This window comes from Pedobacter sp. AK013 (assembly GCF_014205835.1).
GTDB lineage: Bacteria > Bacteroidota > Bacteroidia > Sphingobacteriales > Sphingobacteriaceae > Pedobacter.
Window position 1 is genome coordinate 44,229 of sequence record NZ_JACHCQ010000025.1, and the last position, 17,101, is coordinate 61,329.

Consider the following 17,101-nt stretch of genomic DNA (forward strand, 5'->3'; position numbering starts at 1 on the left):
ATAGTATTTAAAATATTGATTCCTAATTATAATGCTTCGTAACGCAACAATACGGTACCACTTTTAAAGCTTCGGGTATCGGTTAATTTCAAATTCAATTGCCTTTGTATGCCACTAAAAATAGAAGTGCCCTTACCAATGGCTACCGGATCGATCATGATTTGGTAAGTGTTAATCAAGCCTGCTTCAGCTAATTGTGCACTTAGATTGCCACTGCCTAAAATGGTAATATCTTTTATCGATGTTTTCTTCAGTTCAGCTATCTGAGTCAATATATCTCCACTCATTATCCGTGTATTTTGCCAATGGGCGTGTTGCAGCGTATTCGAGCATACAATTTTTTCGGCCCTATTCATGCCATTGGCTACCTGGGGCATCGCATCAATAGCATTTTGCGATGGCCACCAAGATGCCATCATTTCATAAGTTATCCGGCCGAAGAGCAGGATGCTACCGTACTCCAGATTTTTTGCGCTAAACTCGCCTTCTTCCTGGCCGTGTTGATGCCAGTTTATGCCATTGTCTGCATCTTTATAATAACCATCCAGACTGATAAAATTGAATACATTTAATTTGCCCATTGTTTCTATTGCTTTAGCTGTTTACAAATCTCTGTAGATTATCGATACCATTTAGGTGGCATAAATGACAACTTGAGGGCGTGAAAGTGACATATAAAATGCCTAATTTAGTTGTTAATAAATAACTATTTATTATGTTAAATGTTTGTCTTTATATTTTCGATGAAGCTGTTCCTTCATCGGTTACAGGGGTGGTAGATTTACTGAGTGGTGCCAACCGTTATATGGAGCGTACCGGTAAAAAGCCTGTATTTGCACTAAGTTTGGTAGCAGAAAAAGACCACGAAATTCCTTTTCATTTTAACAATATCAATATTCAGTTGGTAAATTACGAGGAGATACAAAAGGCTGACCTGATTATTATCCCTTCATTCAGTGTAGGCAATGAGGGCGTGTTGGATAGAAACCAGGCGGCCGTTAGCTGGATAAAGGAAATGTATGCCTCCCGAACCGAGGTAGCCAGTTTATGTGTAGGCAGTTACTTTTTGGCCGAAGCAGGCTTGCTTGATGGTAAAGAAGTAACCTCACACTGGGCAGTAGCAGCCGATATGCAGAAACGTTACCCCAAAATCAGGATGAAAAGCGATTTGGTTACTACAGATCAGGATGGCGTTTACACCAGTGGTGGGGCATTCTCTTCGCTTAAACTGATCCTCTACCTGATCGAGAAATTTTGTGGCCGCGAAGCTGCTTTATGGATCAGCAAGATGTTTGCCATTGAGATGGATAGAAGCAGCCAGGCACATTTTAAGGTATTTACCGGCCAGCATCAGCATGATGATAAAGACATTTTAAAGGCCCAACGCTACATTGAAGAAAACTACCAGAACGATATGACAATGGATGAGGTATCTAGCCTGGTGAATATGGGGAAACGTAATTTTATCCGTCGGTTTAAAGCCGCCACCAATAATACACCATTCGAATATTTACAAAGGGTAAGGATAGAATCGGCCAAAAAAGCCATCGAAATGAACCATAAAGACCTGCCATTTATTATGGAAGATACAGGCTACAGCGACCTGAAAGCATTCAGGAAAATCTTTAAACGCATTACGGGGCTATCGCCTATGGAATACAAACGAAAATATGCGCGGATTTAAATTATCAGATGGGCAGGGTATGCCGGGAGAACAATAAAATTTTATGACGTAGGGGTAAATCGAAATGTTGTTGTCATACTTTCAAAACACAATAAATATTTAATTATTTAAAAAAACAAAAAGTATGAAAATGAACAGGTTTTATTTATTAGTTGCTGTTATGGTTATTACAGCGGGAGCGGTAAAAGCACAAGATGCTGATCTTGTATTTGGTGTAAAAGCAGGTATAAACTATGCAACATTGCCAACAAGTTTGAATGCCATAACAGATAAAAAAGGAAAGGTAGGTTATAATTTTGGCGTGTTTGCCCGGGTTGGTAAATCGTTATATTTTCAGCCAGAATTAAACTATGTTAGCTTTAAGAGTTCGTATGTTTATGCAGCTAACACTTATACCCCAAAATTTAACCAATTAAATTTGCCCCTTATGGTGGGGTACAAACTTGTTGATACCAAAGACTTAAATTTTAGGGTTTCTGCAGGTCCTGATATTAATTATACCCTTAACGAGGCTAAGGGGCCGAGTGGCTTTGAGTATAAAAAACTTAATTTCGGTGGAGTGCTCAATGCAGGCGTAGATATCGGTAATGTCAGTATTGATGCCAGATACAGCAGAGGCCTTACAAAAATTAATAAGGGACTCGGCGAAAAAAGTGGTTTGTTTAATCTATCTGTTGGGTTTAAACTATTTTAAAAGAGTCGGTTCATTAACCAATTCCATATAAAACTTGCCCTTCAGTTTATGCTGAAGGGCTTTTTGCTTTTTATCCTATTGATTTATCAATGAAACCATCATTCAAGATGAACTAAATTCTTTAAAAACTAAAAATGTGTAACTTAAATCCGTAAAAGATATATCAAATGAAATATAACCGACGCGATTTTATTGGTGGCAGCATGGCACTCACATCTGCTTTATTTTTAATGCCAATGGAAACATTTAGTACACCTTTTTCCGGATCTGAAAAATCAACAAATGGTTTCGCACTAAAAATCATGGCCCCTTATTGGGGCTTTAATGGCTCAGTAACCGATTTTTGCAAAAAGGCAAAAGATTCAGGTTATGATGGAATAGAAATTCTCTGGTCGGTAGAAATTGCTGAAGAATTATTTAAATCGTTAAAAAAATATCAATTAGAAGTGGGTTTTCTTTGCCGTGGAGATGAAGCTCTTCCAGTACCACATTTTGCAACTTTTAAAAAAGTACTTAAAGAAGCCATTGAACATCAATACCAAAAACCATTGTATATAAATGTTCATTCCGGAAAGGACTTTTTTCAATACCAGGAAAACAAAAAATTCATTGATTTTACTATTCAGTATGCTAAAGAAACAGGCGTTCCTATTTATCATGAAACCCATCGGTCGCGTATGCTTTATTCGGCTCCGGCATCATTATCATATTTACAGGGAAACCCTGATTTAAGGCTAACCCTCGATATTTCTCATTGGTGTAATGTTAGCGAAAGTTTACTCGACGATCAGCCAGAAACCGTGGCACTTGCTATTTCACGTACCGATCATGTTCACGCCAGGGTTGGCCATGCAGAAGGACCACAAGTAAGCGATCCAAGAGCTCCGGAATGGAAACAAGCAGTTGAAGCGCATTTTGCCTGGTGGGACAAAGTTGTTGCCATCAAAAAACAGCAGGGTAAAATCCTGACGATGTTAACCGAATTTGGACCGCCCAGTTACATGCCAACCATTCCGTTTACCAATCTGCCAGTTGCCGACCAATGGGCAATAAATGTGTATATGATGCAGGTTTGGAGAAAAAGATATTTGTAGTCTTTCGCGCTTGTTGTGTTTTTTTAAGCAAAATAGAGAATATAAAAGGTGAAAAATCATTTTTAATCAATATTAAAAGGTTTTGGCTGAAATATAACGGTTAGAGGTTTATTGAATTCAATTTTTAGCCTATATTAGATTCGAATAATAAATGATATGGAAAAATATGTCTAATAAAGCTATGCAAATGAGATTTAAAATAGGTTTGATATATGATTACTTTAAATAATTTCAACGTGGAACAGTCGTATGCTATCGGAATAGATGTTGGCGGCTCATCACTCAAATGTGGAGTAGTAAACCAAAGTGGAGAAATTTTATATTCCATTATTGTATCGCTAAAAAATGCAAAAACACAAGGTGCAATTATTGCGCTCATTGTAGAAGCGATCAATACCTGTGCTAAAAAAATTAAAAATCCTATTCTTGGCGTAGGCATTGGTTTTCCGGGGATTATTTACAAGAATAAGATTATCGCTGGGGCTGATAATTTACCAGGCTTTAAACAATTGGCTTTAGGCGAAATCCTCCAAGAAGTAACACGTTATAATATTATAATGGATAATGATGCCAATTTAATGGGACTTGGAGAAATGACTTATGGGGCTGCCAAAGATTGTAGCGATGTGGTTTTTCTTACCGTGGGTACGGGAATTGGAGGCGGAGTGATGATTGATAACAAGCTTTACGGAGGGTTTAGAAATAGAGGTACAGAGTTAGGACATATTGTTGTACAGCACAATGGCGTTGCTTGTGCCTGTGGAGGTCGAGGTTGTTTGGAAGCTTATGCATCAGTATCGGCCCTGCTTAAACATTATCAGTCTATCCATCCTAATCCACCAGAAGAGATTGATGGTAAATATATGGTAGAAAAGTACCTGGCCAGAGAAGAATATGCTGTTGAAGCTATGGAATCGCATTTCGATTATCTGGCTACGGGCATCATTAGTTTTATAAATGTATTTAGCCCGCAAAAAATTGTAATTGGTGGAGGCATAAGTGAATCTGGCGCCTTTTATGTTCGGGAAATAGAAAGAAGAATAAAAACATTAGCCGTGCCTATTGCCCCTGGTAATGAATTGGTTGTTGCGGCTAAGCTGGGCAACAAGGCCGGTTTATTAGGCTGTGCGGCAAATGTTTTTCAAAAGTTTAAAGCATTTGATTATGCAACGAAGTAATTTTTCAGAAAAATAATAATGTAAACCTAAATCTATACCTTTTTCGGCGAATCAATAGGAAACAAAAAGTATTGAATTTAAACAGAAAGGATATTCTAACTTTTAGAATATCCTTTTTTTCGTCAAATACACAATATCGCTTACTGGAAAATATAATCCGATCAATTATTTACGCCATTTATCTTCGTTTGCTTTTGAGTTATTTTGTTAAAATAATCACAGAAAAGATCGGAATAACCTTTTAAACACAAATTTGAAAGTATTTTAAACTCCTTTTATCCCTCGCAATAAATTTCTAACCTTGCCATTTAATGTCAAATTATTACCTCTTTTTCGAGGAGAAATAAGTCTGATAGCATAAGATTATTATTTTAAGCCAGCCCTTTCTAAATCTCATTGTAAAATAAACAAGGCATTATTATTGTTAAGGGGAGATCAGTGTTGTTTTTAAAAAAATAGCGTAATTTTATAACTATAAAAATAATACGATTTTTCAGCTTTAAAGATTTTTAAAAAATGCATTTCCTTCATCATATTAAATTATCGCAACCCCAATACGCTCATGAACTATAAAAAATTGCAGGAAGATGTAGAAAAGCACGTTCGCGATTACTTCCATCGCCATAACGACCCACGTTTAGTTTATCATAACCTGGAACATACGCAAGAAGTGGTAAATGCTGCGCAGCAAATCGCCAATCATTACCAGTTAAATGAGCAGGATTTTTTTTCTGTAACGGTTGCAGCCTATTTTCATGATACAGGTTATTTTGAAGATGCATTAAATCATGAAGCAAAAGGAGCAGAACTGGCTGATGATTTTTTAGCAAAGCATCAGGTTAATCAAGAAATCCGTGATCATGTTAGGAACGCAATACTGGCCACTAAAATTCCGCAGAAACCTAAAAATGAAATTGATAAAATTATTTGCGATGCAGATCTGTTCCATTTAGGTCTGCCCGATTTCCGCGCAAAAGGGAAATTGATGCATAAGGAAAATGAACTGATCTATAAAAAAGATATCAGTAAGCTCGATTGGCGTAAAAAGGATATCCAGTTTATGGAATCACATCATTACCATACTGATTATGCCAATCTGCTGTTAAGCGATCAGAAACAAAAAAATATCGAAAAACTGAAAAGTAAATTAACAGCACAGGAAGAAATTAGTGCCGAATTGGCCGAGCCCGAAAATTTTGCATCAGCCATTGTAAAAGAGAAAGACAAAAAAAAGAAAGGTAAAGACGATCGGCCTGATAAAGGTATTGAAACCATGTTTAGGATTACTTCTGCCAATAACCAACGCCTAAGCGATATGGCCGATAACAAGGCTCATATTCTGATTACGGTAAATTCGATCATGCTTTCCTTAATCGTGAGTTTATTGTTAAGGCGGTTGGAAGATCATGGCAACCTGATTATCCCCACATTTATTTTATTATTAGTGAGCTTAACCTGCGTGGTGGTTTCCATTTTATCTACCCGTCCGTCTATTCCAAAAGGAGAATTCACTCAGGAAGATATGGATAATAAAAAGGTGAATTTATTGTTTTTTGGTAACTTTTATAAGATGAGCTTACCAAGCTATACCGATGGTATGATTAAGGTAATGAACGATAAAGATTTTTTATATGGAACATTGATAACCGATGTATACTCGCAAGGTGTAGTTTTGGGCAGAAAGTATAAACTGATCCGCCTGGCCTATAATATTTTCATGTTTGGTTTAATTGCAGCAGTATTTGCATTTGTAATTGCTTACGCAGCTTACGGTAAACTTTAATGGAACAGATAGTAGAAACCTCTTTTTTTAACAGAGATTTAAGTTGGCTAAAGTTTAACGAGCGTATTTTAATGGAAGCAGAACGAAACACTGTTCCGCTTTTAGAACGCATTAAGTTTTTATCTATATTCTCTTCCAATCTTGATGAGTTTTATCGCGTAAGGATGCCCGTGTTACTCGCTTTAGAGAAATTGAGCAATAAGGACGATAACGATATCCGTATGGATGATAACCTGCTCAATACGGCCAATCAGCTTATTTCAGAACAGCAACAGCGTTATGGCAAGGTACTTCAATCAGATCTTATTCCGTTGCTTAAAGAGAATAAGATTAACTTAATTTACGGAAAGCCATTCCCCCCCGAAATTCAGAAAAATATAACCCGGTATTTTTTGAGCCAGGTAATGGCCTTTTTGCAGCCAGTTTACATTAATGCCAATTCCAATTTCTTTCCCTCAAATAATGAGCTGTATTTTCTGATTACGCTAAAAAAGAAAGAAGATGCAGAAGTGGTTATTTTAAATATCCCTTCCAACCAGTTAGCCCGTTTTTACAAGGTAGAAACAGCTGATGAAACTTTCATTGTTTTTTTGGATGATATTGTGCGTTTTCATTTAGACCGTGTTTTTCCGGAAAGCGAAGTTACCGGATGTTATAGTTTCAAAATTACAAGGGATGCAGAAATAGATCTGAAAGATGAATATTCTGGCAGTTTATCAGAACAGCTGGAAAAACAATTGTTAAAACGCGACGCTGGTTTAGCCACACGTTTTCTCCACCAACCCGGTATACCGGATAATGTATTTGAACTGCTTAAAAAGCTTTTCAACCTTAAAAAAGCAAATAGGATAGAGGGTGGCCAGTACCATAACCTGAAAGATTTTATGGGTTTCCCGGTTAATTCGCCAAAATTATCTAACCAAAACTGGCCAAAACTATGTAATACCGATTTGATAGATGGATCGTTAACCGAGGCGATTTATAAAAAAGATATTATTGTACATACACCTTACCAGAGTTATGATAGTGTGTTACGCTTTTTTAATGAAGCTGCTATTGATGCTGAAGTTAAGGAAATATACGTTACGCTTTATCGCGTAGCCAGCGATTCGAAAATTGTAAATGCATTAATCAGCGCTGCAAAAAATGGTAAAAAAGTTACGGTTTTGGTTGAGCTCAAAGCCCGTTTTGATGAGGCCAATAACATTAAATGGGCAAAAAAAATGAAGGAAGCAGGCATTGATATTATTTACAGTGTTACCGCTTTAAAAGTGCATGCCAAAGTAGCCTTAGTGAAACGCCAAACTGGCAATAGAATGCGTTATTCTGGTTTGTTTGCAACCGGAAATTTTAACGAAAGTACAGCTGCCTTTTATACCGATCATATTTTAATGACGGCGAATAAAGAAATGCTGCGTGAGGTAGAACTACTTTTTATTTTTCTGGCCAAAAGGGTTAAACCTACCTCTCTCAATCTGATTAAATTTAATCATCTATTGGTGGCTCAGTTTAATTTACAAGAAGTTTTTCTTCATTTGATAGAGAGAGAAATTGAACATGCCAAACAAGGAAAACCATCGGGTATTACCATTAAAATGAACAATCTCGAAGAGAAAGTTTTAATTAACAAACTTTACGAGGCATCATCGGCAGGTGTAAAGATCGAAATGATTGTGCGAAGTATTTGCCGCTTAATTCCGGGCGTACCGGGCATGAGCGAAAATATTAAGGTTACCCGTATTGTTGATCGTTATCTGGAGCATGGACGTGTTTTTATTTTCCATAATTTGGGAAAGAATGACGTATATCTGGGCTCGGCCGATTGGATGAACCGGAATATTTATAGAAGAATTGAAGTTTGCTTTCCGATTTATAATGAGCAGATTAAACAAGAAATGATAGCTATTATCGAAATCCAAAAACAAGATAACGTGCAGGCCGTTTGTATAGATGAAAACATGAATAATATTCCTGTTAAAAAGAGTGAACCCCTTATTGAGTCTCAACACGACATTTATGAGCTATTAAAAAATAAATAAAGCGCCGCACTTGCGACATGATTTGTGTTCCAAGTAACGCCGTGGTCTGTGTGCTCACCATAGTTCGTCATTTCGACTGGAGTGCAACGGAATGGAGAAATCTATGAAAATAATATTAAATAGATCTCTCCAGTACGGAGATGACGATCAAACGGTAGGGAATGAAACGCTCTGTGGTCTGTGTCCTCACAGATCAGATGGCTTTAGTTAAATATGATTTTATTTACTGGTCTGTAAGAACAGAGACCATAAACATTAAATTTTACCCTTATGAAATGCAATAAATTTTTTTTGGCCTCAGGTCTTTTAATCGCCTCAGCTTTTTTTAGCGTATCGTGCGTTAACAGTAACCGCGATGATAAACAAAGTGATTCAACAGAAACCGTTTCAGCCGGTGGAGGAGAAAAATCGAATCTTCCTTATGATTTGGCAAATCCGGTAAAATATAATATGCCGCAAAATCTCTTCGAAATTTCTGGAATTGTATTTCACAACGGCGATCCGAAAGAAGTATTTGCGATTCAGGATGAAGATGGAGACCTCTTTCATTTAGGTTTAACCGATAAAGAATCGAAATTTACCAAATTTGGAGGTAAAGGCGATTATGAAGACTTAACCATCATCAAAAATTATTTCATTGTGTTAAAAAGCAATGGCGAACTGCACACCTTCCCAATTTCTGAACTAAGCAAGCCAGAAGCCGCTAATGTAACCAAAACCAAAGGGCTTGTACCCAAAGCTGAGTATGAAGGATTGGCGGCAGACGAAAAAAACAATATGGTTTATATTTTAACTAAGGATAGTAAACCTGACTCAAAAGCAAAGGCCTCCAGTATTTATGGCTTTAAGTTTGGCGATGATGCCTCGTTAAAACCAAGTGGAGAATTTAGCCTGTCGCACAAAGACATTGAAAAAATATCTGGAAGTTCAAAATCAAGGTTCCGTCCATCGGCATTGGCTAAAAATCAAAAAACCAATGAGTGGTATGTGCTTTCTTCTGTAAACAAATTACTTGTGGTTACCGATACCAATTTCAAGGTTAAAGCCACGTACCCATTAAACCCAAGTTTGTTTAACCAGCCAGAAGGTATTGCTTTTGACCGTGATAATAACCTTTACATTTCCAACGAAGGCGGAACTTTAGCTGCAGGAAATATTTTAATGTTTAAATTAAAAAAATAGGTTTTGTTAGCGATGCCCTAATGCGATCGTCATCCTGAACTTGTTTCAGGATCTATTAGGAGGCTGTCTCATTAACATACATTGTAATCCTGAGGAATGATTTATTTGTAAAAATCAATATAAATGGCAGTAGAATTTAATGGAAATAAATCTCCCCAAGGGATCGTCGTTGCGAGAAGGCTTTTTCAGCCGACGAAGCAATCTTTATAGCAAGAATCATTAGCATGAAAGATTGCTTCGTCGTTCCTCCTCCAGCAATGACGACCTTTTTGGGAGTCTGTCAATGGAAGCGTAGTCGAAGAACTCACTAAAATGTATGATAAAGCGCGTTTCGATACCTCATCGAGCTTCAGTACAAGCTGAGCTCAACGTGACAGGTCTGAACCTGAATTAAGTTTATGAGATAGGTTGGACGATGCTCATAAGAAACAAAAATAAATTTTAAAATAACTATCTTTATACAAACGCTGAGTCTATGATTAAAAGATTTACCCTTTTTACCATCTTATTTTTATTCAACTTCATTGCCTTTGCTCAGGATGATGTAAAATATCGTGTAATTCTTTTTGGCGATGCGGGCGAAATGAATCCTGCACAAATGCATGATTTAAAAAATGCTGCCAAGCAAATTCTTCCAAAAAAAACAACCGTTGTATACCTGGGCGATAATATCTATCCAACAGGAATGGGCCTGCCAGGTAGTATAGAGGAGGATACAACTAAAAAGATTCTGCGTTCGCAGTTCGAACCTATGCGTAAAATGGGGGCTGCGGTTTATTTTGTTCCCGGTAATCACGATTGGGATAAGTCTGGCCCTAAAGGTTTGGCCAAAATCAAAGCGCAAGATGATTTCCTTAAGGCGCAGAACGATCCATTATTAAGATTAATACCGGAAAACGGATGCCCTGATCCTGTTGCAATTCAATTAACCGATAAATTAACCATTATTGCCTACGATAGCGAATGGTGGCTTTTTCCATATAATAAATCAAATCCAAACGGCGAATGCGAATGCAGGACTAAAGATGAGGTTTTGGTAAAAATGGAACAATTACTTGAAGAGAACAAAGACAAGGTTATTCTCTTGGCTTCGCACCATCCATTTCAGAGTTATGGGCCGCATGGTGGTTATTTCAACTTAAGAAACCACATTTTTCCGCTAACATCGCTTGATAAAAATCTATATATTCCTTTGCCTGTTTTGGGCTCCGTGTACCCTTTACTCCGCTCCACTTTGTTGAGCCCCGAAGATTTAAATCATCCGGCCTATAAGGATATGATTAAATCGGTAAACGATGTATTTGGAGATTATCCTAACGTAACTTATGTTGCCGGGCACGAGCATGGCCTTCAGTTGATTAAAGGAAAACAATTGCAGGTTATCAGTGGTTCAGGATCAAAAGTATCGCCAAATAAAGAAGGTAAAACTTCGTTGTTTCACGAAATGCAGCAGGGGTATGTGGTAGCCGATCAATTGAAAAACAACGATATGCGCTACGAATATTATATCTATTCGGATACAAGTGTTAAAAGGGTTTACAGTTACATTAAAAAGTTCGAAACCCTTCCTCAAAAAGTGAGAAATAGAGATAAACCAATTACCGCTGACAGCATTTTTGTACGCGTTAAACCCGAGTATGATAGCGTTGGCCGTTTTCACCGCACTATTTTTGGCGAGAACTACCGTAAAGAATATGCAGCAAGAACAAAGGTTCCGGTGTTAAGGATTTCCCAGATGATGGGCGGTTTAAAAGCAACACAACGCGGTGGGGGCAATCAATCACGTTCTTTACGGTTAGAAGATAAAAAAGGCAAAGAATATGTGCTGCGTAGTGTAGAAAAATATCCTGAAGTGCTGTTACCTGCAGCACTGCGCGAAACCTTTGCTAAAGATGTTATAAAGGATAATATGTCGGCACAGCATCCATTTTCTGCGCTGGTAGTGCCCGAACTAGCTAAAGCTGGCGGAATCCCGCATAGCAACCCAATTATTGGCTGGGTTTCGCCTGATGATAATCTTGGAGAATTTGAACCGGTTTTTGCAAATACCCTGTGTTTGTTCGAAGAGAGAGAACCAACAGGAGAATCGATCAATTCTCCGAAAATGGATAAAAAACTAACCGAGGATAACGATAATAGATTAGATGGTCCTGCCTGGGTAAAAGCCAGAGCATTTGATGTGTTATTGGGCGATTGGGACAGGCATGAAGACCAGTGGCGTTGGAAAGAAACCAAAACCAAAGATGGCGCTGTTTATTCGCCGGTGCCAAGAGATCGTGACCAGGTATTTTTTAGATCAGACGGCCTTTTACAGCGTTACGCACAATCTTCTTCACTGTTACCGATGATGCAGGGTTATGAGCGTGGTATAAAAAATATCAACTGGTTTTTATGGGAAGGAAGAGAAATCAGTAGCCGTTGGACTGCCAATATCGATGAAGAGGAATTTGATAAAATTGTAAAAGATTTCTGTGCAAATTATAATGATGCTGTTTTAGAAAAAGCACTGAAAAAACTTCCAGAACCAAGTTATTCAATGCACCATGATGCATTTTTGGCACAGCTGCGTAACCGGATTGCCACTTTGCCAAAATTAATGAACCAGTATTATCATTTCTTTAATCGCATTGTAGATATCGAGGTGACCAATAAAAATGAGCTGATCCGGATCTCTGATGCAGGTAATAACGGATTACGTGTAAAAATCAATAAAATTTCAAAAGAGGGTAATATTAAAGACGAGCTTTTCGACCGGAAATTTGATCCGAACGTAACCAAAGAAATCAGGGTGTACATGCACAACGGTAATGATAGCCTGATCCTGAATAATAAAAACTCGAACATTAAATTGCGGATTATCGGTGGAAAGGGCACTAAAGTTTACGATTTTGTAAACAGTAACGGATCTGTAAGGTTATACGGTAGAACCGATAAAGCCACTTATAATGGAGAGGATGCCAATAAAATCAGAAAAATAATCTCTAACGATACCTCAAATTTCAGCCACATCCCAAAAGATATGTACCGTCGTAATTCGTGGTTGTTAAACGCAGGTTACAATAATGATGATGGTGTTTTATTGGGTTTGATCTACAGACAGACTAATCCTGGTTTCAGAAAACAACCTTATGGCAATTCGCAGACTGTTTCCTTTTTGCATTCATTTTCGACTAAAGCTTTTAGGTTTAATTATAAAGGTGAATGGTTAAAAGCCTTAGGCAAGGGCGATTTTGTGTTGAAAGCTGATGCTTTCGCACCCAATAATACACAGAATTTCTTTGGTATGGGAAATGAAACACCTTTCGAAGATAACGATAACATCAGTTATTATCGTGCACGTTTTAATTTATACCAGGTTGATGCCTCAATCAGATGGCGCCGTCCTAAATCTACTTTTAGCGTAGGCCCTTCGTATCAATATTATAAATTTAACCAGGAAGATAACGTAGGCCGTTTTATCGAAAATCCATCGCAACTGCATTCTTCTGATTCGCTTACCTTTCGAAACGAAAAGATGTTTGCAGGTGCATTTGTAAATTTTACCAACAACACACGTGATAATGATTTATTACCAACCCTGGGTAGTTTTGTAGATTTTAAACTGCTGGGATATAAAGGTGTTAATAAGTATTCTAATTCTTACGGACAATTTACAGCGAGTATAGCATTATATAAAAACCTCGATGGTAGAAAAAACTTCATTTTGGCCGATCGTTTCGGTGGAGGAGTAACCATTGGTAAACCTGCATTTTACCAGGCTTTATTTTTAGGTGGACAAGGGAACCTTTTAGGCTATCGTCAGTTTAGGTTTGCTGGCGAACATATGTTTTATAATAATTTGGAGTTACGCGCTAAACTTGGCGATTTAGTAAGTTATGTTTTACCCGGACAAGTTGGCTTACTGGGTTTTTATGATGTAGGCAGGGTGTGGAAAAGAGATGAAGCCTCTACATTATGGCACCATGGCATAGGAGGTGGTGTTTACTTCGCTCCAGCATCACTTACAGTTGTGCGATTTGTGATGGGGCACTCGGCTGATGGCTGGTATCCATATGTATCGCTTAATTTTAGGTACTAAATTTGTGTAACTTATTTATAGCTATAATATCCAAGTATTACGTTTAGCAGACTAACATTGCCTTAACGAGTATGTACCTTTGCAATGAATTAGTAATTAAATAGATAACTATAAAATTTACACTATAGCAAACTTATACAATGAATACCAATGTCATACAGATACATAAAAACGAATGTATACATTGCCAGGTAGAATCATCTCTGTCTTTCCGCCCCCTTGTGGAGTATTTAAAGGGCAGATTGAAAACAGAAAAATCGGTAAAATCTGAGTTTTACAGGTTTTTACTTCAAAAAATTGAAAAAGACGATGTGCTGCTTGACAACATCAGTGCCGAAGATTTATCCCAATATAAAGATACATTAGAATTAATTTTTACAATTCTAACTCCTTTAATGGATAATGAAGATGATTTGTTTTGGGCCTTAAGTACCCCAATTCCAGATCAGATTTTCTTTAGTACCAATGCATTCTATAAATTTTTTAAGGATCATGATCCTAAAAATAAGGTAACAAAAGACAACGAACCTGTTGAGAAAAAACAGCTCAAGTTTATTTACAATGTTATTTTAGGCCGTTTTTACAATTTTACTTCGGTACTGAAAAATGAGATCATTTATGCACACATTAATCAGGAAACAAAACTGACACAATACTATAATATCCAAACAGATACCAAGTTTGTAGATATTATGCATAAAGGCGACTTACCTGAACTTAATTTTGAAGAACTGGGCAAGCATTTTCAAGATGAAACTGAATTGGAGTACCTGGTAGCCCATTTGCCATTACAAAATTTCCATTTCGAAGGATTTAGTATTATTTCAATAACAGATGTAACCTTACAGCATGCCATTGATGGTATCCGTGATGCATTGGTTAACCACAATTATCAAACTGAAGCCTATACGCATGTCATTCATGCTTTAAAAACGCTTAGCGGAAATGGAAAACTCGAATTTGGTTTAATGCCTTTTTTAACGGTTAACAATAAACTCGTTTTTGATAATCAGGAATTTTCTCAAAGTATGCTGATTAATTCGGCAAAATCATCCAATCTCGAAGAGGAGGTTTTTTATTCGCTGGTTGATAAGTATAAAGAAAACCCACGATCAATTTTTGTAAGCGCTATCAATGACGATCAGATTGATAAAGATCCTTTTTTGAGGGTTTTAAAAGCTGCTGGTGTTTGTTCTTATTCTGTACTCCCTGTTTATTATAATACGCAGCTGGCTGGTGTTTTAGAAGTTTATTCGAATGAGGAAGTAGTGGTTGACGATAAACTATTGTCGAGGTTACGTCCAGCAATGCCCTTAATTGGTCAGCTTTTCCAATACAGTATTGAAGAATTTGATGCTAAAATGGATGAAGTGCTGATGGATAAATTTACCGCCTTACAGCCATCAGTACAATGGAAATTTAATGAAGCCGTTTGGCACTTTCTTCAACAAAATAACAGTTACCATAAATTAAAGGAAATCGAAACGATTACCTTTAAGCATATGTATCCGCTTTTTGGCGCAATTGATATCCGTAATTCTACCATAGAGCGGAATAAAGCGTTAAAAGATGATATGGAGGTACAGTTAAATAGTTTAATTGATACCTTAAAAGCTATCCGTAAACATGTTTCTTTAGAACTTACCGATAAACTATTGTTTAATTGTAAAGATTGGATTAAACACATCGGCGACTTTGCTTCATCAAACGAAGAAAACAAACTGAACGAGTTTTTAGAAATAGAAGTTTATCCTTTCCTATCGATTATAAAAGGCAACTATCCGGTAACAGCTGAGTTTGTAGACCGTTATTTCGAAGTGATTGTTCCAGAAACGGGTGCTGGTTTTGCAAACCGCAGGCAACTGGAAGTTTCGATGCAGCTGATCAATACCGAAGTGAGCCAATACCTGGAGAAATCGCAAGCCAATTTACAGGCTTCTTATCCTTGTTATTTTGCCAAGTTCAGAACAGATGGAGTAGAGTACGATATTTACATCGGACAGGAAATTGCCCCAGATAGGCCATTTGATTTGTTGTACCTGAAAAATATCCGCCTATGGCAGTTAACCTCCATGGTCGATATTGCGCGTTTGTCTAAAGGATTAATTGCCGAAATGCCTCGGGCATTAGAAACAACGCAGTTGATCTTTATCCACTCTAATGCGATCGATATCAGCTTTAGGAATGATGAACGCCGTTTTGATGTAGAAGGGGCTTACAATATCCGTTACGAAGTTGTTAAAAAACGTATTGATAAAGTATTGGTTAAAGGTACAACTGAACGTTTAACGCAGCCCCATAAAATTGCGATGGTTTATTTCAATCCTGAAGAAGCCAAAGAATATATGGAGTACATTAAATACATGCAGGTTCAAGGTTATTTAAACGACGATTTAGAGCAACTGGAACTAGATGAACTTCAGGGTGTTTCTGGGTTAAAAGCTTTAAGGGTAGGTGTAAAATACCTGGAAAGTAAGGTAGCTGGCAAAACAGATGCTGCTAAAAAACTTAAACCTAAGGAGATCAAATCCATTGAGAAGGAAATTGCGAAAGTACTACAGCACTAAGCAGTTGTAACTATAAAAAACCTCTGGTATCATACCAGAGGTTTTTTTATGAAGATCCTTCACTGTTATTTCTAAAGAAGTTAATAGCATATCACATTTAAAAACAAAAGGCCTCCTGATCTGATCAGAAAGCCTCATTTCATTTGTGTGTTTTATAATTATTTGATTGCGGCAATTTCTTTTTCAACGGCAACAGTTTCTATAGAACTGATGTTGGTTTTTAAAGCTGCAAATCTATCGATGGTTAACTTTTGCGATTTACCCATTACTAAAGTATGGCTATCAGTAGAACCGCTTAATTTTAAGTCTGCCTGATCAGAAATTACGCTATATAAACCTTCTGAACTGGTATTGATCTCAGCATGGGCATTTCCTTTTAAAAAGATCTGAAGATATTTAGTTATTAGTTTTCCTTCCGTTTTAACAATTGCATTTTCTGAAGCCTCAATTCTGTAAAAATCGTTTACATAAACGGTTAATTTTGTTTTTTCGGTGCTGGTTGAAGTGATTTTTAAATTATCACCATCTTGTATAACTTTTGCCGTTCCGGTGTTATCATCGGTATAAGAAATACCAGAATTACTGCGCTGGATAATGGTTACTTCTACATTTCCTTTAACAGAAATTCTTTTAAAAGCCGATATTTTTAAAATTGCATCAGGCTCTTTTTCCATTGCAGAAACGCTTGCAGTAAATACAGCTGATGATAAAACGATTGCTGTTAATGAAGTTGTGATTAGGGTTTTGATTGAGGTTTTCATAATATTTTTATTTAATAATTAAATGTTAATTAATTGTTATT

11 protein-coding genes are annotated in these 17,101 nt (G+C 37.0%); 9 read left to right on the top strand and 2 right to left on the bottom strand.

The features are described 5' to 3' along the window. Positions 1 to 26: 26 nt before the first annotated feature. Positions 27 to 581 (bottom strand): dihydrofolate reductase family protein, encoded by a 555-nt coding sequence (locus HDC90_RS16615; protein ID WP_184468338.1) that lies wholly within the window; start codon positions 579 to 581, stop codon positions 27 to 29. Between the two features lie 134 nt (positions 582 to 715). On the opposite strand from HDC90_RS16615, the gene HDC90_RS16620 reads away from it, so the two are divergent. The 9 genes from HDC90_RS16620 to HDC90_RS16660 all read left to right on the top strand — a co-directional run bounded on the left by HDC90_RS16620 (position 716) and on the right by HDC90_RS16660 (position 16,299). Continuing rightward, positions 716 to 1,684 carry a GlxA family transcriptional regulator gene (locus HDC90_RS16620; protein WP_184468340.1) on the top strand — a complete coding sequence of 323 codons (969 nt, stop codon included), beginning with the start codon at positions 716 to 718 and terminating at the stop codon, positions 1,682 to 1,684. 130 nt (positions 1,685 to 1,814) lie between these two features. Then, positions 1,815 to 2,378: a porin family protein gene (locus HDC90_RS16625; RefSeq protein WP_184468342.1), complete on the top strand. Its 564-nt coding sequence runs from the start codon at positions 1,815 to 1,817 to the stop codon at positions 2,376 to 2,378. Between the two features lie 167 nt (positions 2,379 to 2,545). After that, on the top strand, positions 2,546 to 3,472 hold the full coding sequence (locus HDC90_RS16630; protein WP_184468345.1) for a sugar phosphate isomerase/epimerase: 927 nt from the start codon (positions 2,546 to 2,548) through the stop codon (positions 3,470 to 3,472). A gap of 212 nt (positions 3,473 to 3,684) precedes the next feature. Then, positions 3,685 to 4,650, top strand: coding sequence for an ROK family protein (locus HDC90_RS16635; protein ID WP_184468347.1), 966 nt, complete (start codon positions 3,685 to 3,687; stop codon positions 4,648 to 4,650). Between the two features lie 562 nt (positions 4,651 to 5,212). Further along, positions 5,213 to 6,433, top strand: coding sequence for a Pycsar system effector family protein (locus tag HDC90_RS16640; protein WP_184468349.1), 1,221 nt, complete (start codon positions 5,213 to 5,215; stop codon positions 6,431 to 6,433). Then, on the top strand, positions 6,433 to 8,472 hold the full coding sequence (gene ppk1 / locus HDC90_RS16645; RefSeq protein WP_184468351.1) for a polyphosphate kinase 1: 2,040 nt from the start codon (positions 6,433 to 6,435) through the stop codon (positions 8,470 to 8,472). Before HDC90_RS16640 ends, ppk1 begins: the two co-directional genes overlap by 1 nt. Positions 8,473 to 8,742: 270 nt before the next feature. Then, positions 8,743 to 9,654: an SdiA-regulated domain-containing protein gene (locus tag HDC90_RS16650; protein ID WP_255497722.1), complete on the top strand. Its 912-nt coding sequence runs from the start codon at positions 8,743 to 8,745 to the stop codon at positions 9,652 to 9,654. A 475-nt stretch (positions 9,655 to 10,129) separates the two neighbouring features. Beyond that, a complete protein-coding gene (locus HDC90_RS16655) occupies positions 10,130 to 13,732 on the top strand; it encodes a BamA/TamA family outer membrane protein (RefSeq protein WP_184468352.1) in 3,603 nt (1,200 codons plus the stop codon). 242 nt (positions 13,733 to 13,974) lie between these two features. Further along, positions 13,975 to 16,299, top strand: a complete 2,325-nt coding sequence (locus HDC90_RS16660; RefSeq protein ID WP_184468354.1) for a GAF domain-containing protein — start codon at positions 13,975 to 13,977, stop codon at positions 16,297 to 16,299. 158 nt (positions 16,300 to 16,457) lie between these two features. Here the strand turns inward: HDC90_RS16660 and HDC90_RS16665 are convergent, their stop codons facing one another. After that, entirely contained in the window at positions 16,458 to 17,060 is a 603-nt protein-coding gene (locus HDC90_RS16665; RefSeq protein ID WP_184468356.1) for a GIN domain-containing protein, read from the bottom strand. Positions 17,061 to 17,101 lie beyond the last annotated feature (41 nt).

Bases quoted from the DNA above. Each gene is read 5' to 3' on its own strand.
- HDC90_RS16665 (WP_184468356.1), bottom strand. From the start codon at position 17,060: ATGAAAACCTCAATCAAAACCCTAATCACAACTTCATTAACAGCAATC.
- HDC90_RS16640 (WP_184468349.1), top strand. From the start codon at position 5,213: ATGAACTATAAAAAATTGCAGGAAGATGTAGAAAAGCACGTTCGCGAT.
- ppk1 (WP_184468351.1), top strand. From the start codon at position 6,433: ATGGAACAGATAGTAGAAACCTCTTTTTTTAACAGAGATTTAAGTTGG.
- HDC90_RS16615 (WP_184468338.1), bottom strand. From the start codon at position 581: ATGGGCAAATTAAATGTATTCAATTTTATCAGTCTGGATGGTTATTAT.
- HDC90_RS16635 (WP_184468347.1), top strand. From the start codon at position 3,685: ATGATTACTTTAAATAATTTCAACGTGGAACAGTCGTATGCTATCGGA.
- HDC90_RS16655 (WP_184468352.1), top strand. From the start codon at position 10,130: ATGATTAAAAGATTTACCCTTTTTACCATCTTATTTTTATTCAACTTC.
- HDC90_RS16625 (WP_184468342.1), top strand. From the start codon at position 1,815: ATGAACAGGTTTTATTTATTAGTTGCTGTTATGGTTATTACAGCGGGA.
- HDC90_RS16620 (WP_184468340.1), top strand. From the start codon at position 716: ATGTTAAATGTTTGTCTTTATATTTTCGATGAAGCTGTTCCTTCATCG.
- HDC90_RS16630 (WP_184468345.1), top strand. From the start codon at position 2,546: ATGAAATATAACCGACGCGATTTTATTGGTGGCAGCATGGCACTCACA.
- HDC90_RS16650 (WP_255497722.1), top strand. From the start codon at position 8,743: ATGAAATGCAATAAATTTTTTTTGGCCTCAGGTCTTTTAATCGCCTCA.